This is a genomic window from Pseudomaricurvus hydrocarbonicus, assembly GCF_011602365.1.
In the GTDB taxonomy this organism is placed as follows: domain Bacteria; phylum Pseudomonadota; class Gammaproteobacteria; order Pseudomonadales; family Cellvibrionaceae; genus Pseudomaricurvus; species Pseudomaricurvus hydrocarbonicus.
Genome location: NZ_JAAONZ010000001.1, coordinates 379,236 through 402,082, shown reverse-complemented (window position 1 = coordinate 402,082; position 22,847 = coordinate 379,236). Strand labels below are relative to the sequence as shown.

19 protein-coding genes are annotated in these 22,847 nt (G+C 53.9%); 9 read left to right on the top strand and 10 right to left on the bottom strand.

Annotated elements, in window-relative coordinates:
* Positions 1-30: 30 nt before the first annotated feature.
* From G8770_RS01675 to G8770_RS01645, 7 genes are all read right to left on the bottom strand, one after another.
* Positions 31-795 (bottom strand): adenosylcobinamide-GDP ribazoletransferase, encoded by a 765-nt coding sequence (locus G8770_RS01675; protein WP_167181100.1) that lies wholly within the window; start codon positions 793-795, stop codon positions 31-33.
* 65 nt (positions 796-860) lie between these two features.
* Positions 861-1,553, bottom strand: a complete 693-nt coding sequence (locus G8770_RS01670; RefSeq protein ID WP_167181098.1) for a histidine phosphatase family protein — start codon at positions 1,551-1,553, stop codon at positions 861-863.
* A gap of 55 nt (positions 1,554-1,608) precedes the next feature.
* A complete protein-coding gene (gene cobT / locus G8770_RS01665; RefSeq protein WP_167181096.1) occupies positions 1,609-2,655 on the bottom strand; it encodes a nicotinate-nucleotide--dimethylbenzimidazole phosphoribosyltransferase in 1,047 nt (348 codons plus the stop codon).
* A gap of 230 nt (positions 2,656-2,885) precedes the next feature.
* Positions 2,886-3,440, bottom strand: a complete 555-nt coding sequence (cobU, locus tag G8770_RS01660; protein WP_167181094.1) for a bifunctional adenosylcobinamide kinase/adenosylcobinamide-phosphate guanylyltransferase — start codon at positions 3,438-3,440, stop codon at positions 2,886-2,888.
* Positions 3,441-3,541: 101 nt separating this feature from the next.
* Entirely contained in the window at positions 3,542-5,287 is a 1,746-nt protein-coding gene (locus tag G8770_RS01655) for an amidohydrolase (RefSeq protein ID WP_167181091.1), read from the bottom strand.
* Between the two features lie 71 nt (positions 5,288-5,358).
* Positions 5,359-5,961, bottom strand: coding sequence for a uracil-DNA glycosylase family protein (locus G8770_RS01650; protein ID WP_167181089.1), 603 nt, complete (start codon positions 5,959-5,961; stop codon positions 5,359-5,361).
* A 20-nt stretch (positions 5,962-5,981) separates the two neighbouring features.
* On the bottom strand, positions 5,982-6,707 hold the full coding sequence (locus G8770_RS01645; protein ID WP_167181087.1) for a hypothetical protein: 726 nt from the start codon (positions 6,705-6,707) through the stop codon (positions 5,982-5,984).
* Positions 6,708-7,428: 721 nt separating this feature from the next.
* On the opposite strand from G8770_RS01645, the gene G8770_RS01640 reads away from it, so the two are divergent.
* The 3 genes from G8770_RS01640 to G8770_RS01630 all read left to right on the top strand — a co-directional run bounded on the left by G8770_RS01640 (position 7,429) and on the right by G8770_RS01630 (position 11,538).
* The gene (locus G8770_RS01640; protein WP_167181085.1) at positions 7,429-8,373 is read left to right on the top strand and encodes an HAD-IIB family hydrolase; all 945 of its coding nucleotides are present in this window, start codon (positions 7,429-7,431) and stop codon (positions 8,371-8,373) included.
* A gap of 169 nt (positions 8,374-8,542) precedes the next feature.
* The gene (locus G8770_RS01635) at positions 8,543-9,769 is read left to right on the top strand and encodes a glycosyltransferase family protein (protein ID WP_167181083.1); all 1,227 of its coding nucleotides are present in this window, start codon (positions 8,543-8,545) and stop codon (positions 9,767-9,769) included.
* Complete coding sequence (locus G8770_RS01630; protein ID WP_167181081.1) at positions 9,766-11,538, top strand: sugar phosphorylase; 1,773 nt, start codon at positions 9,766-9,768, stop codon at positions 11,536-11,538. Before G8770_RS01635 ends, G8770_RS01630 begins: the two co-directional genes overlap by 4 nt.
* A gap of 103 nt (positions 11,539-11,641) precedes the next feature.
* Here the strand turns inward: G8770_RS01630 and G8770_RS01625 are convergent, their stop codons facing one another.
* Positions 11,642-12,499 (bottom strand): PA4780 family RIO1-like protein kinase, encoded by an 858-nt coding sequence (locus tag G8770_RS01625; RefSeq protein ID WP_167181079.1) that lies wholly within the window; start codon positions 12,497-12,499, stop codon positions 11,642-11,644.
* 289 nt (positions 12,500-12,788) lie between these two features.
* On the opposite strand from G8770_RS01625, the gene G8770_RS01620 reads away from it, so the two are divergent.
* The 4 genes from G8770_RS01620 to G8770_RS01605 all read left to right on the top strand — a co-directional run bounded on the left by G8770_RS01620 (position 12,789) and on the right by G8770_RS01605 (position 16,087).
* Positions 12,789-13,478, top strand: a complete 690-nt coding sequence (locus G8770_RS01620; protein WP_167181077.1) for a VIT1/CCC1 transporter family protein — start codon at positions 12,789-12,791, stop codon at positions 13,476-13,478.
* A 149-nt stretch (positions 13,479-13,627) separates the two neighbouring features.
* Positions 13,628-14,212: a TetR/AcrR family transcriptional regulator gene (locus tag G8770_RS01615; protein ID WP_167181075.1), complete on the top strand. Its 585-nt coding sequence runs from the start codon at positions 13,628-13,630 to the stop codon at positions 14,210-14,212.
* Between the two features lie 154 nt (positions 14,213-14,366).
* Positions 14,367-15,476, top strand: coding sequence for an NADH:flavin oxidoreductase (locus G8770_RS01610; protein ID WP_167181073.1), 1,110 nt, complete (start codon positions 14,367-14,369; stop codon positions 15,474-15,476).
* 212 nt (positions 15,477-15,688) lie between these two features.
* Positions 15,689-16,087, top strand: a complete 399-nt coding sequence (locus G8770_RS01605) for a hypothetical protein (RefSeq protein ID WP_167181071.1) — start codon at positions 15,689-15,691, stop codon at positions 16,085-16,087.
* A 183-nt stretch (positions 16,088-16,270) separates the two neighbouring features.
* Here G8770_RS01605 and G8770_RS01600 read toward each other — a convergent pair whose 3' ends face one another.
* A complete protein-coding gene (locus G8770_RS01600; RefSeq protein ID WP_167181069.1) occupies positions 16,271-17,779 on the bottom strand; it encodes a PQQ-dependent sugar dehydrogenase in 1,509 nt (502 codons plus the stop codon).
* 48 nt (positions 17,780-17,827) lie between these two features.
* Positions 17,828-19,063: a multidrug effflux MFS transporter gene (locus tag G8770_RS01595; RefSeq protein ID WP_167181067.1), complete on the bottom strand. Its 1,236-nt coding sequence runs from the start codon at positions 19,061-19,063 to the stop codon at positions 17,828-17,830.
* 469 nt (positions 19,064-19,532) lie between these two features.
* On the opposite strand from G8770_RS01595, the gene nhaA reads away from it, so the two are divergent.
* A complete protein-coding gene (gene nhaA, locus G8770_RS01590) occupies positions 19,533-20,714 on the top strand; it encodes a Na+/H+ antiporter NhaA (RefSeq protein ID WP_167181065.1) in 1,182 nt (393 codons plus the stop codon).
* Positions 20,715-20,919: 205 nt separating this feature from the next.
* Positions 20,920-22,590 (top strand): HAD family hydrolase, encoded by a 1,671-nt coding sequence (locus tag G8770_RS01585; protein WP_167181063.1) that lies wholly within the window; start codon positions 20,920-20,922, stop codon positions 22,588-22,590.
* Positions 22,591-22,847: the final 257 nt, after the last annotated feature.

Sequence of the window (22,847 nt, the reverse complement as noted above, 5' to 3'; positions counted from 1 at the left end):
CCGGCCACCCGGTGCAGTTTGATGGTCGGTTTACACACTCACCAGGCAGGCAATCAGCACCGCGGCTTCCAAAATTTCAATGCTTGCGCCACTGGTATCGCCGGTGGTGCCCCCCAGTCTTCGCACCATCAGGGCTCTCAACCCCGCAAACAAACTCGTGACAGTTACCATCAGAATTAACGCCTGTGGCAACGGCAGCAGCACCAGCGCGAAAATCCACGCGCAAGCCACACTGATGCGCAGGTGTCGACGGTTGGCGTATTTAAGGAAGTTTTCCGCAATGCCTTGCTTGCTGACATAGGGTGTCGACAGCAGCAACAGCAGGGCCATCGCTCTGGACAGAACCGGAGCGAGGCATAACGCCCAGCCGTTCTGATGGGCAATTAGAGCGCTTAGGGCGGAGAATTTCAGCAATAACAGGCAGCCAATGATGATCACTGCGGCACTGCCGCTGCGCGGGTCTTTCATGATCTCCAGCGTGCGTTCTGTGTCGCCGCCAGCGAGCCAGCCGTCGGCGCTGTCGCCAAGACCATCCAAATGCAAGCCACCGGTAATTAACACCCACAGAGTCACTACGAGGGCGGCAACGACACTGGCCGGGAGATGGCCCTGAAGGGCTGTGGCGGTCAGGGCCAGCAGTCCGCCGATGGCCAGCCCAACCAGTGGAAACAGCGGCAGCGCACGGCCAGAGTCTCGTGGGTCATAGTCGGGCAGCCTGGGCATGGGCAGCCGCGTCAGAAACAGAAACGCGACGATCAGGGCACGTCCAAGGGGGGAGGAGGTCAGAGCCTTCATAGCTGTTTTCTCAAGGTCCATTCAAGGTTTAACAAAGGTTCCAATCCCAGCGAGAGAGTGATGCGTTAATGGGCGCTGGGAATTTCTGCCGGTGGTGGCTGATGCCGGGTCAGCTGGATCCAGTCAGGGAAGCCCGGCTGGTGAAAGATCTGTATCTGGGTCATGCAGGCGTGAGGAATGGACAGTCGATGCACGCTATCGAGTGGCATATTCAAACAGTGAGCCATGACGCTTTTAATGACGCCGCCGTGGCACACCACCAGACAGTGCTGATTTTGCTGGGTCTGCACGATTTCGTCAAAGGCCTTGATCACCCGCTGGTGAAAGTCCGACAGTGATTCTCCATTGGGCGGCGTTTGTTGTGTCGGGTTTTGCCAGAAGCGTGCCAGCGCTTGCGGTGATTGTTGTTCGATGGTTTGAATTAATTGGCCATCCCAGTCCCCAAAGTCAATTTCGCGCAACGCCGTGCGGGTTTCAACCGGCAGTTTCAGGAATTCGGCCAGCTGTTCGGCAAAAGTCTGGCAGCGCTTCAGCGGTGAGCTCAGTATTTTTTCCCAGCTGTGGCTAACCTCGGTCAACGGTGTGTGCCAGTGTTGGATGGCCTGATTCATTTGATGCCAGCCGGTTTCATTCAGCGGCGAGTCAGTCCGGCCTCTGAAAATGGCATGGCTGTCCGTGTTTTTCTGGCCTTTATGGAGCGTATCCTGACATTCGCCATGGCGTAGAAAATCCAGGGTGGTGACTCGCTGCTGGTTCATGGCTTCATCCGCCTTGTTGAGTTACATGGGTGATGGGAGCGGTTGGAAAAACCGCTCAACCTTTGGCGTCCACGCCAGCGTGTTCAAACGTGGCCATCTGGTTGTGAAGATCGCATGCCAGCCGCAGCAGGGGTACAGCGCTGGCCGCACCGCTGCCTTCACCCAGACGCAGGTCCAGATCCAGCAAGGGTTTTTGATCGAAGGCGCGGAGCACGGCCTGGTGACCTGGCTCGGCAGATTTGTGTGACAGGATCAGCCAGGGCTTGATGGTGGGGTTAATGGCCTGTGCGTAGAGCGCCGCCACACTGCAAATAAACCCGTCCACCAGTGCTGGCAGCCCCACTTGTGCGGCGGCCAGGTAAGCGCCGGTGAGGGCGGCAATTTCAAACCCGCCGAGATACTGTAAGTTTTTCAGTGGTTGCTGTGAGGTTGCGTCAAACACGTCCAGGGCGCGATGAATCACGGCCGATTTATGGATTTGTCCGGCGTTATCCAGACCGGTGCCTGGCCCTACAATTTCAGCCGCGTGCTTTTTCAAATAGGCGCAGGCCAGGGCGGTGGCTGAGGTGGTATTGGCAATGCCCATTTCTCCGCCGATCCACAATTGACTGCCTGCTTCTTTAGCCGCAAGGATGGCTGTTTGCCCAATGCGTAAAGCCTGCTGCAATTGATCGGAAGACATGGCGGCTTTTTGCGTAAAGTTGGCGGTGCCGGCGGCAATGCGTTGATCCGAAACGCCCTTCAGTTCGGGTAATTCAGTGACCGTGCCCACATTGATGACATCGAGCCTGGCATTCAGGGATTTCGCCAACACAGCAATCGCCGCCCCGCCGGTAGAAAAGTTTTGCACCATCTGTGCCGTGACGGACTGCGGGAAAGCCGAAACACCTTCGGACGCGACACCGTGATCTGCGGCAAAAATGGTGATGCCGACGTTGTCGCAGGCGGGCTGATCGGTGGCCTGTAAGCTGGCCAACTTAACCGCGACGGTTTCCAGTTGTCCCATGGATCCCGCCGGCTTGGTCAGTTGAGCCTGACGTTGTTCAGCGCTGTGTCGATGAGTGTCACTGGGGGTGGCTGCGGGTTCATGGTACCAACTCATGCGGTGTCTCCGTTGTTTGTTGAGTGCAAAGAACTCTGTTGCTCAATGCGGAAAGTTGATCGGCGGTTGTCAAGCGCCCAGGGCCATAATTAAAAGGTGCTCAAGGCTGTAAATAAAAGACGCTCAGGGCTGTAAATTAAAGGCGCTCAGGGCTGTAAATTAAAGACGCTCAGGGCTGTGTTATGTCTGGACCTTTGAGGCTGCTGTTCCGGGCTATGGTTCAATGCGAATTATTCCTGCAACTCGGTGTGGCTCAGCGCGGTGCCCTTCATCACGAGCGGACAGCCCGCTGCGGTAAAAATGACCCGGTCGCACAGACGCGCGGTGGCTTGATTCAGAAAGCCGGCTTCGTCGACAAAGCGCCGATTAAGTTCACCCAAAGGCACAATACCCATGCCGACCTCGTTGCTGACCAGAATCACCGGCGTGCGGATTTCATCCAGAGCTGACAGAAACCGTTGTTTTTGCTGCGACCAAAAGTCGGGATGGCGCTCTTCGGCCATCAGGCAATTGGTCAGCCACAGGGTCAGGCAGTCGACAATAATGGCATCGTAGTTCGAAGCCTCTGCGCGCAGACTGGCGCCCAGTTCGCAGGGCACCTCGAGTGTGTGCCAGTGCGGTGGGCGCTGTTGGCGGTGGTGTACCACCCGCGCGGTCATTTCGGCATCGTGAAACTGCGCGTCTGCCGTGGCGATGTAGGCAATGGTGTCACCGTACAGCCCGGTCAGGTGTTCTGCCAGTCGGCTTTTGCCGGATCGTGCGCCGCCAAAGATGAGCTGTTTCATAAAAAGACTCTGGTCTGAATGCTTGCGGGCAGCGGCTGTGGTTTTGGGCTGCTGCATCAAGCGGTATTGTAAAGCATCGGGTTGATCTTTTCAGACCTGGCTCACAGGTCTGCCGCAATGGGCTGTTTTTTCCCTTCCAGAACGGTACCCCAGACCGGGATGTCTTTTAATCGCTCAATGGGCTGGGTGTATGGGTCTTGTTCGAGGATGGTGAAATCGGCGTTTTTACCGACGGATAAACTGCCGATGCTATCTTCCATGCGCAGTTGACTGGCCGCATCCAGGGTAATGCTTTTGAGTGCGTCATCCAGGGATATGCGCTGGTCCGCTCCGACAACGCGGCCCTCTGCCGTCAGGCGGGTTGCTGCGGCCCAGGCCAACAGCAGTGGCTGTACCGGCGCCATGGTGAAGTCCGAATGAAAGGACAGGGGCACTCCGGCATCCACCACGGATTTCAGCGGGACCATGTGATGGGCTCGCTCGGGGCCGAGCCCGACTTCTGCGTACTTGTCCGCCAGTGCCCACACGTAATAGGGGTTGGCCGAAACCCGGACACCAAGATGGGCCATACGCTGAGCCTGCTCCGGGCGAGCGTAGGCTAAATGATGGACGGTGGTGCGATGGTCTTTGCGTGGATATTCCCGTTGCAGTTTTTCAATGATATCCAGTGTGGCATCCAGCCCCAGATCGCCGTTGACGTGAATGTGAATCTGAAAATCATCCCGCCAATACAGGCGAGCCGTGGTCTCCAGTTCGTCCGGTGTCATCAGCCATTCACCGTGGTGGCCGTCGAGGTAGCCATCGCGCATTTGCATCAGTTGCGAATAGGCAGCGCCATCCGCGAACAACTTCACCTGCCGGGGTAAAAACGTCACTTTCCCGGTGTTCTTTTCGGGCAGGGTTTTGATGAAAGCTTTGGCCTGCTCGTGGCCCATTTGCTTGCCCAGCCCTTTGCCATCGGCGAGCACCATAAAGCGAAACGGGCTGGAGCTGCGGTTCCAGCTGGAGAAACGCATGCTCAACCATTCCTTGTCGAAATCCATGGTTCCGAAAGCGCCATCAGACACGGTGGTCACTCCGCCTGCGTGGATAATATCGCGGGCATGGCGCAGAGCTCCCAGATAGCGAAACGGGCTGGTGAGCATCGGCATGATGTGAGGAACCAGTTGGTAGAGGCCGTTTTCATAGAAGTGCCCCTCGGCAAAATTCACCTGCGGGTGAGCCGTGTCTTCAAGTTCCAGTTCGTTTAATACCGCTGTGTTGACAATAATTTCGTGAAACGATCGGTGCCAGACGACGATCGGCCGCTGAGTGGAGATTTGGTCAAGGTCAGCCCGGGTAAGTTCACCGTGAAAATAGGGGTGATACCCCCAGGTCCACAGCCATTCATCCGAGCCCAGTTTTTGGTCCGCGTTTTTCAATTGCTCTAAATAAGCATCACGCCCACGGACTCCCTTGGCTTGTTTGCCGGGCATGTCCCAGTCGTGGGGTGTGATAAATTCCATCGGCAGTAAAATGCCCGCCAGGTAGGGGTGCAGGTGGGGTTCGATGAATCCGGGCAGTATGGCTTTGCCCTGAAAACTTCGATCCACCTGCGGGTTATGGTGGGCTACGGCCGCCGTCACCGTGGCGAGATCGCCCACGGCTTCAATTTTGCCGTTCAGGACCGCAATGGCTTCAGCACGGGGTTGTTGCGGATTCATGGTGATGATCGCTTGGGCCGTATAAATCGTCGCATTGTTGTCGTTACTGCAACCTGACAGCAAGCCGCTGAGCAAAAACAAGTTGAAGACCAAGACGAGGGTCCCCAAGCGGCAAGTCCGGGTGTGTTCTAACAATAGTGGCATGAACGTATCTTAGAGGTTGTGATGTTGGCTAAACACTATCAGCTTCATGGCTTGGTAAACAGCGGTATGACCTAGGCGTCGAGAATTTGGCTCACCCGATCTTGCAGCCAGGGCACCACCTCGGATTCAAACCAGGGATGTTGTTGCAGCCAGCGACGATTTCGGGGGGAGGGGTGAGGCAGAGGCAGTTGTTTGGGAATAAAGTGTTGCCACTGGCCAACCCGCTCGGTGAGGGTTTTGTAGGGGCCGGGCAGGTAATGGCGCTGAGCATAAAGGCCGATACACAGCGTGAGTTCGATATTTGGCATCTGGGCCAGTAGCTGATCGTGCCACTGGGGGGCGCATTCAGGACGAGGCGGAAGGTCACCTGACTTTCCTTTGCCGGGGTAGCAAAACCCCATGGGCATGATCGCCACCTGTTTTGGATTATAGAATCTGTGCTTGTCCAGGCCCAGCCATTGGCGCAGGCGATCGCCCGAGGGGTCATCCCAGGGAATGCCGGAGGCGTGAACCCGGGTTCCCGGGGCCTGTCCGATAATCAACAGTCGGGCATCTGGGTGAATCTGAACCACTGGGTTGGCGCCCAGGGGTAACTCCGCTTCGCAGTGCCGGCACTGTCGAACTTGTTGCAGCAGCGACGTCAGGTCTGCAGCCGGGATTTTCTCGTGTGTCATGGGACTGGTCTTTGAGGCTGTTATCTTCGGCCCAGTTCGGTGTCGTCAATGGTTTGAAAGATGTCGTCGCTGGCAAATTCCGGGTTCTTGCCGGAGGTGCTGCCAGGACCGCCTCGCGTGTCCACAGAGGGGGGCTGATGTTCAGTGGCCGTGGATGAGCTCTTTGGTCGAGTCGATGATGCACCCGACGTGGTCGGTGGATAGAGGTAGGCATTAATCAATTGGCGCCCTTTGGGGTGGGTGATTAACGCCAGCAGGCTGCCGGAATCCAGCAGCGCTTTTAATTCCGGGTCTTGCAGCAGTCGCTGTACCTCGGAATTATTTTGCAGCTGGTTGTTGCGCTTCCAATAGGTGGACACCAGTGTGGCCAGTTGCCGGTCACTGAGGTAATCCCGACCGAACAGCATCTGCATGTCCGGGTCCTTTCGGAGCCTCTGAAAATCGGTTAATTGTTCAATGTCGGCGGGGCTGCCCTGATCCAGCACCTGCTGATTGGCGGGTTTGCTGAAAAGTGCAATCAGCGTCGGGTTCTGTCCCAGGCGCTGCAGGCGCATCACCGTGTCTTCAGGGCGTGTCATTAACAGAAACGTGGCCTGGGCGAGAAGCTCTTCCGGGGAGATGATCCGGTGTTCGGTGTGGCGATTCATGTCAGAAGCCACTGCGGAACCGGGTGTGGGCTCCGCGTGGGCGCGGCTGATGAAGGCGTTGCCGACGAAGGACGACAACTGCCGGGTCAGCTGTTGCATCAGGCTTTGGTGGGGACTCTCAATCGCTGTTGTCGCCTCAACTTGCGCGGTTGAGGGGGCGGTATTGGTTAGCCATAAAATTGCGATACCGACGAAAAGCCCGGTTATGGCGCCTAAACCAGCACCAGCCCTCCGCTTTGCGGGCGACTTGAACCGTGATTGATAACCCCGAAGGGCAAAAAATAATACAGCTATAATTAATACGCTATTGGCTATAGCCATACTCACCTCTCAAGCGGGCATTGGTACAAACATTGGCATAAATATCGTTTCTGGTGGGGCGATGACGCCACCTTAATGACTGGCAGTGTAAACCATGAGCGGAAGAAGAACAGCGATGCTTATCCCTTTCTGCCCCAAAATCTGTGTGTAACGGCAAGCCGGAACAGCAACGTGTGTATTGCCTGGCGAGTGACTGGGCAGAAATGGTGCGCTCTCCCGGCGCGATGGTGCATTGATATGCTGCATATTAGTGCAAAAATAAAGGTTGAGATCGGCTGGCACGGTTGTTCACCGCAATGGTGCAAAAAAGGCACGCAAATTGCTCTTGTTTTACGGAAAGTGACTATTGAAGCAGCTGTTCGTCGAAGTGCTCTCACTGACTGGTGTGCCTGTAGGGGGAGTTAACCCCGGATTCAGGTCGAACAAATGGTATTGTCAGGCGTCGACTCAAGTCGGTGTTTTTAAACTTCGCGAAGCAACAAAGGAGTTTTATCGTATTGTGATCAAGAAACATGCGCAGTTGATCATTGTTTCCGATCTGGATGGCTCGCTGCTGGACCATCACAGCTACAGCTTTGAGCCGGCCCGCCCTCTGCTCAAATGGTTGGATTTTGCCTCCGTTCCGGTTGTCCTCTGCACCAGTAAAACCCACTCTGAAGTGTTGTCCCTGAGGCAAACCCTGGGTAATGACTCCCCCTTCATCGTTGAAAACGGCGCTGCGGTTTATCTGCCCAAATCTGAATTCCACTACCAGCCCGAAGGCACAGAAGGTGTGGGGGATTTTTGGTGCAAGACCTTTTGCCAGCGACGTGAACACTGGCTGAAGCTTTTGGAGGAGGCCAAGCTGCATTTTGACCTTGACGGCAAGTTGGAGCACTTTGCCGAGATGTCTGCCGAGCGTGTCGCGGAGGTTACCGGACTGGACGTCCAGCTGGCGGCTCAGGCGAAAGAGCGTGAATTTGGCGAGCCGTTACGCTGGCTGGGGACCGAGGAAGAGTTGCTGGTCTTTAGTCAATGGTTTCGGGACCGGGGGGCCAACGTCTTACACGGTGGCCGATTCGTGCATCTTGCGGGCGATGCGGACAAGGGGCGGGCGATGACCTGGCTGGTTAAGCAATATCAACTGCAAAAGCGAGAATCTCAACAGCACCAATTTCGGGTTCAGCACCATCACCCGAGTTTTCAGCAGCATTTTCAAAATCAGCAAAATGGTGTGCGAACCCTGTCAATAGCCTTGGGTGACAGTCAGAACGATGTGGCCATGCTGGAGTGCGCGGATCGTGCGGTAGTCATTCGCTCACCCAGTCATGAGCCTCCAAAGTTGTCACGCAAGCATGGGTATTGGGTGTCAGAATCTACGGGCCCCATGGGCTGGACAGAAGGCATTAACCACTGGCTGGAGGAGTTGCAATCGCAGGGAGAGATTGAGCTGTTCAGTGTATAGCTGCGCGACTCATGATTTTAATTAAACACTGTCAACGAAAAACACCGTTGTTAATTGGGTTGTTGTTTGTTGTTACTTGAGCGGTTAATAGCGGGTAACAGTGGCTTGAGTTTTCACACTGCAAGTTTTTACAGGCAGTATATGTGTTCATCAATAAAAGGATAATAACGTGGCTGATTTTTATCAAAACGGCATTGTAACAACCCTTCACAATTTATCGCATCGTCCTCTTGAGGAGCTGGAAAATGAATTGAGAGGGTTCAGTCGCACGCGACCGATGTCATTGGTTTTGCCTTCTCTGTTTTCCGAGCTGGAAGGCGAGGCCTTGCCGAATATTGTAAAACAATTGCACGGCGCGGATTATCTTTCGGAAATCGTCATTGGTCTGGATCGTGCAGATAAAAGCCAATACGAATACGCGTTGAAATTCTTTGATGAATTGCCGCAGCACCATCGCGTCCTGTGGAACGACGGGCCCCGGTTGCAGGCTTTGGACGCCGAATTAAAAGCACAGGGGTTGGCCCCGAAAGAATTGGGTAAGGGCCGCAATGTCTGGTATTGCATGGGTTACACGTTAGCGTCTAACCGCTCTGAATCGGTGGCGCTGCACGATTGTGATATTGTAACTTATGACCGAGAGTTGTTGGCGCGGTTAATTTACCCCGTGGCCAATCCACGTTTCAATTATGAATTCTGTAAAGGCTTTTACGCACGCGTGGCGGACAGAAAAATTAATGGTCGGGTGTGTCGACTGTTAGTGACGCCTTTGTTGAGGGCGTTGAAAAAAATCTTTGGTGAACTCGAGTATCTTCAGTACATGGACAGCTATCGCTATTCCCTGGCTGGCGAGTTTTCCTTTCGTAAAGACGTGTTGAACGACATTCGTATTCCCAGTGATTGGGGGCTGGAGATCGGGGTCTTGTCAGAAATGCACCGCAATTACGCCAACAACCGTTTGTGCCAGGTGGACATTGCCGATGTCTATGATCACAAGCATCAGGAGCTGTCCTATGATAACGAGGATGGCGGGCTTTCGAAAATGTCGATTGACATTTCCAAGGCGCTGTTTCGCAAGTTGGCTACACAGGGAATCACATTCAACACCGAAACTTTCCGCTCCTTAAAGGCGACGTATTTCCGCATTGCACTGGATTTTGTTGAAACCTATCACAATGATGCTGTTATGAATGGTTTGTCATTGGATATTCACCAGGAAGAGAAAGCGGTAGAGCTGTTTGCGCAAAACATCATGAAGGCGGGGGATGCCTTTTTGGATCGTCCAATGGAAACGCCGTTTATTCCCAGTTGGAACAGAGTAATCAGTGCAATTCCCGATGTGCTGGAAAAACTCTATAACGCGGTAGAAGAAGACAACAAGGAGTATGGCTCGATATGATAGAGACGGTTGTTACCGACAATTCATTAATCGCCCGATTGATTCACCATTTGGAGTTGATTTACCACGAGACACCTCTTGACATTACCTTTGAGCAACTTGCACAGGAGTTAATGGTTTTGATGCGGCTGGAGCCTGAAGAGGATTCTGCGCCGCCTCCCCATTACAATCCATGGAGTCAGGAAGACGTTATTCTGATTACCTACGGTGACAGTTTTATCCCGACAGAAGGAGTGAAAGAAAAGCCGTTAGAAGTATTGAAACATTTTTTGGACGAGCACTGCGAAGGCATTATCAACAGTGTCCACATTCTGCCGTTTTTTCCATTCAGCTCGGATGACGGTTTCGCTGTTATTGATTTTTCCAGTGTCAATGAAGGGTTGGGCGATTGGAGCCATATCTACGATATCGCCCAGCGCTATCGGCTGATGGGCGATCTGGTGATTAACCACTGTTCGAGTCGCAGTCTTTGGTTTCAAAATTTCATTAAGGGTGAAGGTCCGGGCCACGATTATTTTTTTACAGCCTCGCCCGAAGATGATTTGAAAGACGTGGTGCGTCCGCGCACCAGTGAATTATTGAAAGAAGTGGAAACAGAGCGCGGGCTGCAGCATGTATGGTGCACGTTCAGTCACGATCAGGTGGATTTGGATTTTACCAACCCGGAAGTCCTGAAGCAGTTTGTTTCTATTATTCGTCAGTATCTGGATATGGGGGTGAGAATTTTCCGGCTGGATGCGGTGGCGTTTTTATGGAAAAAGATTGGCACCAGCTGTATTAATCTGGAAGAAACTCATTTGATCGTACGGCTATTGCGTTTATTGATTGAGAACGCCGAACGTGAAGCGGTGATTATCACGGAAACCAACATTCCCAACCGTGAAAATTTGTCGTATTTTGGCAACGCCAACGAAGCCCATTGCGTCTACAATTTCTCCCTGCCGCCATTGTTAGTGAATACCCTGGTTACCGGTAACTGCCATTATCTGAAAATGTGGATGATGAGTATGCCGCCGGCGCAAAATGGCACCACCTATTTTAACTTTATCGCGTCACACGATGGCATTGGACTGCGTCCGGTTGAAGGCTTGCTGAGCGATGAAGAAACCGACAGCTTGATTAAAACCATGCAGGAATTTGGCGGTCGGGTCTCCTGGCGGGCTCTGGACAGCGGTGAGGTACGCCCTTACGAAATCAACATTGCGCTCTATGATGCCTTGCAGGGCACCACCAAGGGTCCCGATGACTTTGGTTTTCAACGTTTTGTTTGTGCTCACGCCATTATGCTGGCGCTGGAAGGGATCCCCGGTATTTATGTGCACAGCATGGTGGGCACCCACAATGATTATGATCGTATGGAGAACAGTGGACATAGCCGTGCTATAAACCGCCACCAGTGGCATTACGATGAGATCGAGGCCGAACTGGGGTCGGAAACCAGCTCCCACAACCGGGTTTTTAAGGCCCTAAAGAAATTGCTGAAAATACGTCAGAAGCAGCCTGCGTTTCACCCCAATGCCACACAATTCACCCTGCACCTGGGCGAAGCCATCTTTGGTTTTTGGCGGCAGTCACGGGATCGGACTCAAAGTATTTTTTGCATCACCAATGTCAGTGACGAAGCTCAGCCGCTACAGCTGTCGGACATCAATCTGATTGTTACCGATTCCTGGGTCGATTTGATCAGTGGTGAGAGCTTACCTGAAGGGGATGCGATGTTGACACTAGAGCCATATAAAACCCTGTGGATCAGTAATCAGGTGCGGTGATGGCGGCGATGTTAAAGGAGGGGGGGCTTGGCTGTCGAACGGTTCTCGGTCTGAGTCAGCAGCGGCGGACAGCCGTCGCTGCTGATTGTGGATGGCGTGAGTGTCAGTCGTCCTCGTCGGCTTCCCGGATGCGCTCCAGGCGCTCCTGCTCTTCCGCAAAGGCGGCTTTGATTTCTTCCAGTACGGAATCTACATCGGCCTGGCCTGCAGGGTCTTCAAAGAGACCGGTGAGTTGCAGCTCCGGCTGTAATTCACCCTCTTCGTAAAGAGCCCAAATCTCTTGTGCATACCGGGTGCTCAACAAATCCGGTGCGAATTGACCGTAATACTGGGTGATGTTTTCCACGTCCCTCTCGAGCATGGCTTCGGCATTGTTGTTGGCGGCCGCGTCTACAGCCTGAGGCAGGTCAATGATGACCGGGCCATAATCATCCACCAGCACGTTAAACTCGGACAGGTCACCGTGGACGATGCCGGCGCATAACATGCGCATAATGTATTGCATCATCACGGCGTGATCTTCCCTGGCCTGCTCGGCGGACATGGTCACGTCATTCAGCCTAGGCGCGACTTCACCTTCGTCGTTGGTGATCAGTTCCATCAGCAGCACGCCATCAAAGCAACCGTAGGGCTTGGGCACGCGGACGCCTGCCGCATCCACCCGATAGAGGGCGTCTACTTCGGCGTTTTGCCAGACTTCTTCCTGCTGCTTGCGACCAAATTTAGAGCCCTTTTCCATGGCTCTGGCGCGGCGGCTATTGCGGACTTTACGGCCTTCCTGATATTGAACGGCTTTTTTGAAGCTGCGTTTGGCGGCTTCTTTATAGACCTTGGCGCATTGGATCTCGTTGCCACTGCGCACGGTATAGACGGTAGCTTCCTTGCCGCTCATGAGCTGGCTCAGGACTTCGTCCACAAGGCCGTCTTCTACCAGGGGGAGTATTCGTTTAGGGGTTTTCATGGCGTCGTTATACCTTAATCCGCCGGAGTTGGATAGTATGTAGTTATAAAGCAGGCAGTTGCCAAATGGCCAGTGGCGCCCTCGCAAACGACTCAACCGGTAAGCAAAATGTACCTGTTCAGCAGCAATAGTGCCTGTTCGGGTGGAATAGTACCTGTTCAGGAGCAATAGTACCTGTTCAGGAGCAATAGTGCCTGTTCGGGTGCATTAGTCGCTGGCGACGGCTGCTTGCGGGTCAGCTCCGCGTAACCCGGTTATTTTCTATTCATTTTTGACTTCAGGAACTTCAATGAGCCATAGAGAACATCACAAATCCCATCGTACCGGTTGGTTGCGGGCGGCGGTACTGGGAGCCAATGACGGGATTGTCTCCACGGCGAGTCTGGTCATCGGCGTGGCTTCGGCGGGCACGTCACAGGAAAACATTTTGTTGGCGGGGGTGGCCAGCCTGGTGGCCGGCGCGATGTCGATGGCGGCCGGAGAGTATGTGTCGGTCAGTTCACAGTCGGATACGGAAAAAGCCGATCTGGCTATCGAACAGAAATCTCTGGATCAGGACTTTCATGCAGAAAAAGTCGAGCTGGCAGAAATTTATGTGGGACGGGGTCTGGAAGCCGGATTGGCAAAAGAAGTGGCCACACAGCTCATGGAACACGATGCCCTGGCCGCCCACGCCAGAGATGAGATCGGGATTTCTCACAATGGCAATGCCCAGCCGGTGGTGGCGGCACTCTCTTCTGCGGCCACCTTTATGGTCGGGGCGTTTCTGCCTTTGGCGGTGGTTTGGGCGGTACCCGGTGCGTCCCAGATCCTGTCAGTGGCGCTCGCTTCCCTGCTGTTTCTTGGGGTATTGGGTGGGCTGGCGGCTCGGGCAGGAGGGGCTTCCGTGCTCAAAGGGATTGTGCGGGTCACTTTTTGGGGCGCCCTGGCCATGATCGCTACCTCGCTGGTGGGGCACTTGTTTGGGGTAGTGGTGTAGTGGTGAAGTGATTGTTTGGGGTAGTGGTGAGGCGATCTGGAGGTGGTGCAGTGTCGAGCTGGGCTTGCTGTCTGCGGGACAGGGTTGGCTTAGTGCCCTTTTCTGAAACAACTTGCTAACTAACCTACCAGTAGGTTAGTATTTCGGTCATGCAAACTCGCCCCAAAAACCGCAAACAACAAATCCTCGATTTGGCGCTGGAATTACTGCAAACCCACGGGTTTGAAAGTTTCAGTTACCAGGACCTGTCCAGTAAGCTGGGTATTACCAAAGCCAGTATTCATCATCATTTTCCCAAAAAAGCGGATTTGGGGGTGGCGCTGTGCGAAGTGATTCAGGACTGGCATGAGCGTGAGTTTACACGGGCCCGCAATCTCTCGGGCTCGGCGATGGACAAGCTTGATGCCTACGTAAAAGGCACTTTGCGATACGCGTGCGGCGACAAAAAAATATGCCCATTGAGCAGCTTGCAGGCGGATATTGCTTCCCTGCCTGAGGCTATGCGCCCGGCGTTAAAGCGAATGGATGACCACGAGCTCAATTTTATTGCCGAGTTGCTGGAGCAGGGCCGGGACAATGGCGAGTTACAGTTTGTGGGCGCCGCCCGAAGCCAGGCTATTTTGTTCGTCCTGACCTGTAAGGGCGCTTTGCAGTATTCCCGTGTGCATGGCAGCGAGGTCTTCGATGCGGCCATCACACAAATGAAAACCGTTTTGTTGGGCGAGTCTGCCTGAACAAATGTCACTGAATGCCAGTCGATAGCTGATCTTGCAAGATCGCGAGGCCAGACTTTGGCATGTTAACCATCCTACTAGTAGGTTGGGTGTGGGCGCTTGATGATTTGAGGGTCTTACCAACCACCGCGAGGAACAAATTGGAGTCCGTTTTATGAGTAACACAAACAGTCTTTTTAAACCGTTTACACTGGGGCCATTGACGCTGCCGAATCGTGTGGTGATGGCGCCGATGACGCGCTCAATGTCGCCGGGTAATGTGCCCAATGATCAGGTCGTGGAATATTATCGACGTCGTGCAGCAGGCGGTGTGGGTTTGATCATTACGGAAGGCACCTGCATTGGGCACAAGGCCGCGTCCGGTTATGCCGATGTGCCGTTCATTGCCGGAGAAGAGCCGCTGGCGGGCTGGAAAAAAGTGGTGGATGCGGTTCACGCAGAGGGGGGTAAGATCGCGCCTCAGTTGTGGCATGTGGGGGCGATTCGCAAGCCGGGTGTCGAGCCAGGCGGAGACACTCCCGGGTTTGGTCCATCGGGTATGGCCATGCCGGGCAAAGTTACCGGTCATGAAATGACACAAGCTGATATTGATGAGGTGGTGGCGGCATTTGCACAGGCGGCTAAAGATGCGCAGGCCATTGGTTTTGATGCGGTCGAGATTCATGCGGCGCACGGTTACTTGGTCGACCAGTTTTTCTGGGAGGGTACCAATCATCGTGAGGACGGGTACGGCGGTGATTTGGCGGCCCGCTCGCGTTTTGCGATTGAAATTATCCGTGCGATCCGGACTGCCGTGGGCCCCGACTTCCCCATCATCCTGCGTTGGTCGCAGTGGAAGCAGCAGGATTACACCGCTCGCCTGGCGACAACGCCCGAGGCGCTGGAGGCTTTCCTGAAGCCACTCAGCGACGCCGGGGTGGATATTTTCCACTGTTCCACGCGCCGCTTCTGGGAGCCTGAATTCGATGGCAGCGACCTCAATCTGGCGGGTTGGACCCGGCAATTGACAGGTAAGCCCTGCATCACAGTGGGCAGCGTCGGGTTAAACGCAGAATTTCTGCCAGCACCTGGCGATCAGGGCTTTCGTGCAGCGGAGCCCGCCAGCCTGGACAATTTGATTCAGCGTTTGGACAACGATGAATTTGATTTGGTGGCGGTTGGGCGTGCGTTGATCGCCAATCCGGAGTGGGCGAATCAGATCCGCAGCAGTCAACTTGAGGATTTAGTGGCTTACGATTCTGCCCAGTTAGCCAAGCTGGTGTAAGCGCTGCTGATCGTTTTTGTTGTTTAAGTCTGTGACCGTGAGTGGTTGAATAGCCACGCGTGATGCCAAACTACACTTCACAATCCATGATTTTGCAGTGTAGTTTGGCAGAAAGTTTGTATCCTGCCTTGCTCTCTTGTTAACATGCATTTTTGCAGATCGGGCTTCTGTCCCGGTTTGTCTTCCGAAGAAACTATCGATATTTGTATTCTATGAAAAAGCATGTTGCTGTGCGCTTGAAATCCTATTATCACGGAGATGCGGGGTTTCAATATAACGGCGCGACTGTTGTGAATTCCGCGTTGGAAAAACGTGATCCGGCATTAAAAAATATCATGGAAGAGTTACACAATCAGGGGCTGGCATTTGAAGTGGATAAATGCAAAGTGTTCTGGTTTCAGATCGATGACGATAAGCCTGCTGAGTTCTATACCAATTTCAATGAAGTGGAACTGGCGTTTGAGAGCGAATGGTATGAAGCACAGAAAGGCCGTATTCGCAGTATGACGGGCAATCAATATTACAATGCTTGTGCCGATATCGTGAAAGGCTTTGTGCTGAAAGATCAATCTCGGCTAATTAATTACAAAGTACCGACAAAAGCGGCTTAGTTTCTGCTATTTGACGCCAGGTCGGCAAGCGTTATCTGTTTTGGCGCGGTGCTGTGTCACCGCCAGCAAGGTGTTTGGGTTCGATCGTATCTGCCTGTGGTGCCCGTTGCAACGACAGAGTAAGTAGCAAAAGCCCGGTATCCGCCGGTCTTTTTTTGCGTTATTCGTTGTGTGATAACTTGCTTAGGGCGTTTGACTTAACAAATACACCGCCAGCTCATGGCGCTGTCGTGCGGTCAAATCGTACTGCGGCATCGGCGGGTTGGGGGTCAAAAAATACACACTGAGTGACGACAGGGTGTAGCGCGAATGCAGGGCGTGCAGTTTTTTCCCCTCCGGGTTGCCCTCCCCATTAAGCTGATGGCAGCTGCTACAAGCGTGGAGGGCGTATAGAGCTTCACCTTGCTTTGCCGATTGCTGACGTGCCTGCGGGCTGAGTGCATGCCATTGCGGGTCATCCGCTTGCCTGTCGTTTTGAGTGTTGAGTGTGTCCTGCTCGATACCGTAGCAGACGCGGTAAATGGTTCCGGCGTAGTCGTCAGAGACATAGGCACAGCCATCCGGACCCTCGGCGATGTCGACCGGGCGTCCAATAATGTTGCCGTCTGTTTCAAAACCGCTGAGAAAATCATCACTGCTGATATTGCCGTCTTGGTCCCAGTGCAGGGAAACCACTTTGTAGCCGTCGGGCTGCGTGCGGTTCCAGGAACCGTGCAGGGCCACCAGGGCACTGCGCTCATAGTCGGCCGGACGCTGCATCTTGGACAGGAAGCGGATGCCCAGTGGCGCGTTATGTGGGCGGAAGCCAAAGGCCGGATCAATGGCGGTTGCCTGCAGCGCTTTTTGCTGTTCGCCGAAATCCGGGTCTGGATCGCCAAAGCCATTGATGTAGGGCCAGCCGTAGAACCCCCCGTGTTCAATTTTATTGAGTTCGCACACCGGGTAATCGTCGCCAAGCAGGTCGCGGCCATTATCGGTGGCATAGAGTTGCCCGTCCCACGGCGCAAAGTCCAGTCCGACGCTGTTGCGCAATCCACTGGCGTAGATTTCGCCGTTGTTACCATCAAGGTCAAAACGCATGATGGTGGCCCGTCGCGGATCCTTTTCTTCACAGACGTTGCAGGTGGAGCCCATGCTGACATAAAGGCTGCCATCTTTAATCCGGATGGACTTGGTCCAGTGGTTGCCGTTATCAGTCAGTCCGGTAATGATGCGTTCATAAGTGCCGCTCAACGTTCCGCTTTGATGATTGAACGGGATGCGGCCTATTGCATCGGATTCCGCGATGTAAAGCCAGTCCTGATGAAACGCCAAACCGTGAGGGCGATTCAGGTGATCGAGCAGCACGCTGACCCCATCATTTTGGCCATCCTGATCGGCATCGCGTTTGAGCAGCAGTACTTTGCCTTTGCGGGGCTGGCTCACGATCAGGTCACCGGTGCTGGAAAACTCCATGAAACGAATGGCCTTCAGGTCGGTGGCGTATTGTCCGAGACTAAACCCTTGCGGTACCGAAAGAGTGGTTTCAACCGTTTGGGCATCGGGTGACTTTGAACCAAGACCAAAAATTGCGTTAAACACCGCAGCTGGACTGGAGACGGGGCCGAAACTGATAAATGCGACAAGCGCGAGCACCAGCAGAGCCCAGATGATTAAAAAGACTTTAATGGCTCGGATTATCCAGACTAGCATGTTGTGATCCTGTTCCTGTCGATAGTGTTAATACGTTTGTGAACTCTGTTACGGGGTTGATGGCTTCTGGGGGAATTCGTCCTGTTCCTGTTGTGGACTTGCTTCGGCCGTGGCCTTGAAGAGTGACATAAAACTCAACAGACTGCAGACGCCGATCAGAATGCTGATGGGCAACAGGGTACCATCGTAAAACAGACTGCTGACGCCGCCAAACAGCGCGCCAGCGGCAAAGGTCGCACAGCCAAAGATGGCGTTGGCAGAGCCGCCGGTTTTTCCGTGAAAATCCAGGTACAACGACAGGTTATTGGCGTAAATAAAACCAATGGTGGCAATCACCGAGCAGATGAGTGCCATGGTTACCCAGATGACCGGTGTCGACATCCAGGTATAGAGCACCAGCAGTGCCGTGATCAGCAACTGAGCGATAGCCGCCGTGCGCAGAATGACACGGCGTTCGGTTCTTCTGAGCAGGTGCAGGTTGATACGACTGGCAACAACAGAGGCCAGAGGAACGCTGGCAAAATAAAAGGGGAAGTGCAGCTGGCTGACTTCAAAATAGGTGAGAAAAATAAACGACGCGTTGGTGATGACGGTCAGTAAAATACCGCTGACGAGAGCCTGACTGAATAAATACGGATAAGAAGCCGTTTGTCGCAAGGTGGCCGCGTAAGCCTGGACATAATGCCTGCTCAGTGACACCGTGGGTGTAACATGCTCTTTTTTGGTTTCCGGGATGTGCTTCGTCATGATCCACATCAACAACACGGCGTAGGCGGCGAGGAAGATAAATATACTGTGCCAGCCGGCGGCCGCGAGAAAAATAGAGCCAACCCCGGGGGCGATTAAGGGCGCGACCATCATGATCATGCCAATGGTGGCAAAGATACGGGCGCTTTCCTGGCCTTGAAAACGATCGCGGACAATGGCCGCCGACACCACGGAGGCACCGCCGCCGCCCAGCGCCTGGATAAAACGCCAGAAGATAAAATTATCGGAAGAGTGGGACAGGACGATGGCCAGTGAGCTGACGATAAAGATAGTCAGGCCGGTCAGGGCAATGGGACGGCGCCCGATTCGATCTGACAGCGGTCCTGCGGCGAGTTGACCAAGGGCAAAGCCGAACAGGTAAACGCTGATGCTCAGATTGATGGTGGGAACATCCGACTGTAAGTCTTCAGCGATACGGGGAATGGCCGCGAGATAAGTGTCAATGGCGAACGGCGTCAGCGCCGTCAGCGCCGCTAACCGGATGGCCAGCCCCCGGTGTTGACTTGTGTTTCCCATGTTGTCTTTCATCTGCCCAATCTGCCGACCGTTCAAAACCGGCAAGCATGACGCATTCATCAGGCTGTGTATAGCGTGTGAGGCTGTAATATCATTCTGGCAGGCTGTTTTGGCTACTGCTACTATCTCGGTGGCCAGAGTAAAACCGGCTGTGGCAAAGCTGTTAACCGGTATCTGGGGTGATCGACGCTGCAGGTACGGGTATGAATGAAGGGATGGGCATTAATTTGATGTTTGCAGGGTGAGTGCTATTGCTGAAGAAGGGCTATTATGGGAGTGACAAGAAAGGTATATGGCGCGTTATGTCCTGTGCATGGATATGAGTCGAGGCGGATAGGCTAGACAGTGAAGGGTAATCCTTGAAACGATGAACAGACAAATAAATACACAAAAATCCTATGACCCGGCAGTAGGCTGTGCGAAGCTTATTTGCTCGACAACCACCTTAGCTGTAAGTGTTTGCTAACCTATGATAGATGAAATAAAGCGTTTTATGAAAATGGAGTCCGCCGGAGGCATGTTGCTGATGGGGGCCGCTGTTCTGGCAATGGTGGCGGCGAACAGTCCGCTGGATGTATTGTACGATGCCTTGATTGATGTACCGGTTGAGGTGCGAATCGGTGCATTGGAAATTGCGAAGCCGCTGCTGCTGTGGATTAATGATGGCTTAATGGCCATTTTTTTCTTTCACATCGGTCTTGAATTAAAGCGAGAGCTGCTTGACGGTGAGCTTTCAAGTTTCAGTGCGGTTGTGTTGCCGGCTATTGGCGCCCTGGGAGGGATGGCAGTCCCCGCGTTGATTTACGTCTTTTTCAATCAGGGTGATCCGGTGGCCATGCAGGGCTGGGCTATTCCGGCGGCCACAGATATTGCTTTCTCGCTGGGTATACTGGCGCTGTTGGGCAGTCGCGTCCCCGTGGCTCTAAAAATCTTTTTAGTGTCGCTGGCGATCTTTGATGATATCGGGGCCATTGTCATCATCGCGTTGTTCTACACCAGTGACCTGTCCACCACGGCATTGGTCACCGCGCTGGCATGTATCGTCGTGCTGTTTGTACTGAATCGCTTTCATGTGGTATCCATTGCCGCCTACGTCTTTGTGGGGCTGATTATGTGGATTGCGGTACTCAAGTCGGGGGTGCATGCGACCCTGGCGGGCGTGGTGATGGCGCTTTTTATCCCCATTAAACCGCAGCCGGGGTCAGAATACTCACCGCTGAAAGAACTGGAGCACGACCTGCACGGTGTTGTGGCGTTTGGGGTCTTGCCAATTTTTGCGTTTGCCAACGCGGGTGTGCCATTGTTGGGGGTGAGTGGTCAGAGCCTGCTGCACTCTGTTCCGGTGGGGATTGCCCTGGGGCTATTTGTGGGCAAGCAGATTGGCATCTTTGGCTTGTGCTGGATGAGCGTCAAGCTTGGGCTGGTCAGGCTGCCGGAGAACCTGAACTTTAAGTCACTTTACGGGGTCTCCTTGCTGTGCGGGGTCGGTTTTACCATGAGTTTGTTTATTGGCTCTCTGGCCTTTGAAGACGTCGGTGTGAACAGGATGTTTGATGAGCGTTTGGGCATTTTGCTCGGTTCATTGGCGTCCGGAGTCGCGGGTTATTGGTTCCTGTCTATGGTGCTGCCCAAAAAAAGCGCCAGCGACTAATAGGCCCAGCCTGGTGCCAGTATTATCGGCGTTGTCGGCAATCAGTTGACAGCGCCAGCGTGGCTGCTGCCGTACTCATTCCTGCTTCTGCTAAGGTACGCCCAGCATGAGACATCACCCTGGGGTGGCCTCCCGCTTCCAGCCTCTGCTAGTCTTACCGTATGGGGTTATTCCCATAAACGTTGCGTAATCACAGGGTGAGGCGATGAGCGAAAAACTCTCTTTTCCCAAGTTAATTTTATTTGATTGGCACGGTACCCTGGTCAATACGCTGGATGCAATGTATCAAGCGGTAGAGGTACTGCTGGACCAGTTGGAAGACCTCGACCTGGTTCCCTCTATGAGCCGGGAAATGGAAACCCGCAACATTGACGATGAGAAATTGCTGCGTTACGTCAGGGTTTTTCGTCACCTGCACCCCAAGATTCTGGCGGAACGGCGTATTTCCCGGACGGACATTTTTGATGTCCTGTTTGGTGATGATGAACAGGCCAAAAACACGGCACATCAGGCGTATAACGAAAACTACCGTCAGTTTTTTGGCAAGGTGAAACCGTTTCAGGCAGGGATTTACGAGTACCTGTGCTGCCTCAAAGCCAGTGGGATTCAACTGGGGATCGCCACCAATCGCAGCCGGGAGTTTCTTGATAAAGAGCTGGAGAGGGTAGACGGGGGGCGCTGGCAGTCTCTATTTGAAGTGATTTTGTGTGGCAACGAAACCGGGCACTATAAGCCCGCTGCCGGTATGTTGATAGAAGCCATGGCCCGGGTGGGAATCAAGAACCACGAAGATGTCTGGTACGTGGGCGACAGCCAGAGTGACATGCTGACCGCACGGCGTGCGGCAGTGCCCTCGGTCTTCTACAACGGTGCCCTGTGGGACGAGGCGTGGTTTAAAGGGGCGTTTGTCGATCACCAGATGCATTACGAGCCCAATGCCATTGTTGACGATTTTGATCAGTTGCTCGACCTGTTTGAGACTCTGGGTGCGCTTCAGCAGCGACCTTCCCGACAGCCGCCCCGCGAACCACCAGAGCCACACATTGAACCCGACTGGCACCCGTCCGTGGCTCAGTTACGGCCGCCGTCGCTGATCCTGTTTGATTGGCACGCGACTCTCGTGGATACCCTGGACGCCATGTACCACGCGGTTGACGATATGTTGGCCGAATTTGAAGAGCTGGAGTTAATGCAGCGACTGGTGACGGAGGATAACGCCAAATCGCCGGAAGACATGAAGCTGGTGACTCACGTGCGACAGTACAAGCAGCTGCACCCCAAAATCAAAGCCGACCGGAAAATCTCCCGCACCGATATTTTTGAGGTGCTGTTTGGCGAAGACGACGCGGCCAAGCGCGTTGCCCACGGGCATTTCACCCGTCACTACCGCAAATATTACGGTACCGCTTTACCGTTTGAGTCCAGAGTCCGCTATGTTTTACAGGGGTTGCTGGATATCGGTATGCCGGTGGGGGTGATTACCAATCGCGACCGCGAATTTTTCATCGCCGAACTGGCCAATGTTAACGGTGAAGACTGGTCCGGTTTTTTCCAGGTGTCGATCTGCGGTGACGATACCGAGAAGCGCAAGCCTCATACCGATCAATTGCAAAAGGCGGTGGACATGTTTGATATGCCGCTGGCTGAAGACGTCTGGTATGTGGGTGACAGCACCACCGATACCATTGCTGCCAAAACCGCAGGCGTCACCAGTGTCTTTTTTAACGGTGCGCAGTGGGACCAGCCCTGGTTAAACACCATCTTCCCGGGCAGTGCCCGCTACCCGCACAAGCCGGACGTGGTGGTCAATGACTTCTCCGAGTTTTGGGCGCTGGTGTTGGCCTGTCGGCACAAAAAACAAGGCTTCGGCCGTTAGCCGGTGGTTGATTTGCTACCTGCATTACCCCTGCGGTGATAGCAACAGGCTCCAGGCGGTCATTAATCACCGATACACTCCCTACTGTTGCCGTTTTTAGCGAAATGTTGCCGATATGTTGCCGGGCAGTGACTGCCTCGACGACTACCATCAGCAGCCAGTCATTAAGGCGTCCCGGCAGGTAATTGCAGCGTTGCCATCACATCATCCACGCTTTCCATGCGTTTTTGGGTCGGCGGGCTGTGTCTTCAGTTTTG

What these genes read in the sequence shown, in the direction of transcription:
- G8770_RS01675 (WP_167181100.1), bottom strand. Translation starts at nt 795, where the DNA reads ATGAAGGCTCTGACCTCCTCCCCCCTTGGACGTGCCCTGATCGTCGCG.
- G8770_RS01670 (WP_167181098.1), bottom strand. Translation starts at nt 1,553, where the DNA reads ATGAACCAGCAGCGAGTCACCACCCTGGATTTTCTACGCCATGGCGAA.
- cobT (WP_167181096.1), bottom strand. Translation starts at nt 2,655, where the DNA reads ATGAGTTGGTACCATGAACCCGCAGCCACCCCCAGTGACACTCATCGA.
- cobU (WP_167181094.1), bottom strand. Translation starts at nt 3,440, where the DNA reads ATGAAACAGCTCATCTTTGGCGGCGCACGATCCGGCAAAAGCCGACTG.
- G8770_RS01655 (WP_167181091.1), bottom strand. Translation starts at nt 5,287, where the DNA reads ATGCCACTATTGTTAGAACACACCCGGACTTGCCGCTTGGGGACCCTC.
- G8770_RS01650 (WP_167181089.1), bottom strand. Translation starts at nt 5,961, where the DNA reads ATGACACACGAGAAAATCCCGGCTGCAGACCTGACGTCGCTGCTGCAA.
- G8770_RS01645 (WP_167181087.1), bottom strand. Translation starts at nt 6,707, where the DNA reads ATGCAACAGCTGACCCGGCAGTTGTCGTCCTTCGTCGGCAACGCCTTC.
- G8770_RS01630 (WP_167181081.1), top strand. Translation starts at nt 9,766, where the DNA reads ATGATAGAGACGGTTGTTACCGACAATTCATTAATCGCCCGATTGATT.
- G8770_RS01625 (WP_167181079.1), bottom strand. Translation starts at nt 12,499, where the DNA reads ATGAAAACCCCTAAACGAATACTCCCCCTGGTAGAAGACGGCCTTGTG.
- G8770_RS01620 (WP_167181077.1), top strand. Translation starts at nt 12,789, where the DNA reads ATGAGCCATAGAGAACATCACAAATCCCATCGTACCGGTTGGTTGCGG.
- G8770_RS01615 (WP_167181075.1), top strand. Translation starts at nt 13,628, where the DNA reads ATGCAAACTCGCCCCAAAAACCGCAAACAACAAATCCTCGATTTGGCG.
- G8770_RS01610 (WP_167181073.1), top strand. Translation starts at nt 14,367, where the DNA reads ATGAGTAACACAAACAGTCTTTTTAAACCGTTTACACTGGGGCCATTG.
- G8770_RS01605 (WP_167181071.1), top strand. Translation starts at nt 15,689, where the DNA reads ATGAAAAAGCATGTTGCTGTGCGCTTGAAATCCTATTATCACGGAGAT.
- G8770_RS01600 (WP_167181069.1), bottom strand. Translation starts at nt 17,779, where the DNA reads ATGCTAGTCTGGATAATCCGAGCCATTAAAGTCTTTTTAATCATCTGG.
- G8770_RS01595 (WP_167181067.1), bottom strand. Translation starts at nt 19,063, where the DNA reads ATGGGAAACACAAGTCAACACCGGGGGCTGGCCATCCGGTTAGCGGCG.
- nhaA (WP_167181065.1), top strand. Translation starts at nt 19,533, where the DNA reads ATGATAGATGAAATAAAGCGTTTTATGAAAATGGAGTCCGCCGGAGGC.
- G8770_RS01585 (WP_167181063.1), top strand. Translation starts at nt 20,920, where the DNA reads ATGAGCGAAAAACTCTCTTTTCCCAAGTTAATTTTATTTGATTGGCAC.